The organism is Pseudohongiella sp. (assembly GCF_040877505.1).
Lineage (GTDB): Bacteria > Pseudomonadota > Gammaproteobacteria > Pseudomonadales > Pseudohongiellaceae > Pseudohongiella.
Genome location: NZ_JBBDNQ010000035.1, coordinates 1 through 2,046, shown reverse-complemented (window position 1 = coordinate 2,046; position 2,046 = coordinate 1). Strand labels below are relative to the sequence as shown.

Genomic DNA, 2,046 nt, shown 5'->3' with positions numbered 1-2,046 from the left:
TTAGCGCTGACGCCGATACAGAAACATGGTCACTGGCCCGAAAATGGCCAGCAAAATGGCCGGCGCAATCAGCGCGACCGTAATGACTGGCAGGGTAGCATCGCCAGCCAGTAAAGCACGCAGAGCCGTGACCAAATGCGCCACCGGGTTTACGCTGATGACTGTTTGTAACCAGCCGGGCATGGTAGCGGGGTCGACAAAGATGTTGGAGGCGAAGGTGACCGGCATCAGGAACAGCCAGCTCAACGTCATCACCGCGCCCGGGGTGCGCATCAGCAAACCGATGGTGGTAAACACCCAGCTGATGCCGAAGGCAAATAGATTCAGTAGCAGCACGGCCTGGATAATGCCAAACAGGCCAGTTTCGGTGCGGTAACCCATGATCATCCCAATGAGAAACACGATAACCGCTGAGGCGGTGTAGCGGATCACATCTCCGGCCATGGCGCCGACCAGAGGTGACGGGTGCCAGACCGGCATTGATTTGAAGCGGTCGTAAATGCCTTTGTGAATGTCAGTATTCAGCGTCATGCCGGTGTAGATGGTGGTAAACACCACCGTCTGCGCCAAAATTCCGGGTAGCAGAAAATTCAGATAGGCGTCGGTCGAGCCCGCCAATGCACCGCCAAACAGGTAGGTAAACATGACGGTGAACATGATTGGCGTGACCAGCACATCGAACAGTTGCTCCGGTACGTGTTTGATTTTCAGCAGGGCGCGCCAGCCAAAGGTCAGGATGTTTGAAATCGGGCCAGGCAGGTTTGGCCGGGAGCGGTCGGCCATCAACAAGGCCAGAGCGTCGGTCTGGCTGGAAGTTGGCGTTGCTTCTGGGGCCCTATTGGTATTCAGCGCGTCGGTCATGGGGTCAGCGCCTCCTCGGCGGGTTCGGTGTGGTGGCCGGTCAGCGCCAGAAAGACTTCATCCAGGCTGGGCTGGTCCATGGAAAAACTGGCCAGGGCTATGTCGAGACCGCTTAGGCCCGAGAGTAAACTGGCCGCGCGTGCGGTGTCCGACAACTGTATCGACAGACTGGTCGGCTCAGCCTCCAGCGTTACGGCGCTGTCGAGTTGTTGTTCCAGCCACTGGTGGGCGGCCGGGCGGTCTTCCGGGTTGGCCAGACGCAAGCGCAGCACGCCGGAGCCGACCGAGCGCTTCAGTTCTGCGGGTGTGCCTTCGGCGATTACCCGGCCGTGGTCGATCACCGCAATGCGTTCGGCCAGTTGGTCAGCCTCTTCCAGGTACTGGGTGGTCAATAATACGGTGGTGCCTGCCTGGGCGAGGCTGCGCACGATATCCCACACCTGGTTGCGCGAACGCGGGTCGAGGCCCGTGGTGGGTTCATCCAGAAACAACAGTTCCGGGGGGATGATAAGCGATGAGGCAATGTCCAGTCGCCGGCGCATGCCGCCGGAGTAATCCTTCACCTGTTTGTCGGCGGCGTCGCTGAGGTCGAATGCATCGAGCAGTTGCTGCGCACGGGCTTTACCCGAACGACCGTGAAAGCCCAGAAGGCGGGCCAGCAGGCGCAGATTTTCGCGCCCGGTCAGATCTTCGTCGACCGAGGCAAATTGCCCGGTAAGGCTGATGCGCTGCCGCACCTCGGCGGCCTGGGCGGCAACATCGAGCCCGAGCACGCGGGCGTTACCGCTATCCGGCGGGATCAGCGTGGCCAGCATGCGCACTGTTGTCGTTTTGCCAGCACCGTTAGGGCCGAGCAAGCCGTATACACTGCCTGCCCGCACTCGCAGATCAATGCCGTTCACCGCTCGGGTCTTGCCAAAATGCTTGCTCAGGCCAGCCACCTCAATGGCCAGTGGCGATATTTCCTTGTTCATGCGAAGTCCCTGCAAGGCAGAAAAACTCCATCATACACCCGCACAACGGAAGAGAAAGTAGACAAGAGTCACTCTAGCTATGGTTAAACCACTGTGGAGTGGTGCCCCCGACAGTCCCGATGTACAAGAGCCGAACATGCGCTTGCTGTTGGGTGGTCCGGCCATTTGGCAAGTCTGGTCAATGGTTCAATATAGTTTTTTTCATTTGATA

At 59.0% G+C, this 2,046-nt stretch carries 2 protein-coding genes; both read right to left on the bottom strand.

All coding sequences use genetic code 11. From position 1 onward, the window contains the following. Complete coding sequence (locus tag WD071_RS13300) at positions 1-861, bottom strand: ABC transporter permease (RefSeq protein ID WP_368048874.1); 861 nt, start codon at positions 859-861, stop codon at positions 1-3. Next, a complete protein-coding gene (locus WD071_RS13295; RefSeq protein WP_368048873.1) occupies positions 858-1,835 on the bottom strand; it encodes an ATP-binding cassette domain-containing protein in 978 nt (325 codons plus the stop codon). The genes WD071_RS13300 and WD071_RS13295 overlap by 4 nt, the downstream gene beginning before the upstream one ends. Between the last annotated feature and the right edge of the window lie 211 nt (positions 1,836-2,046).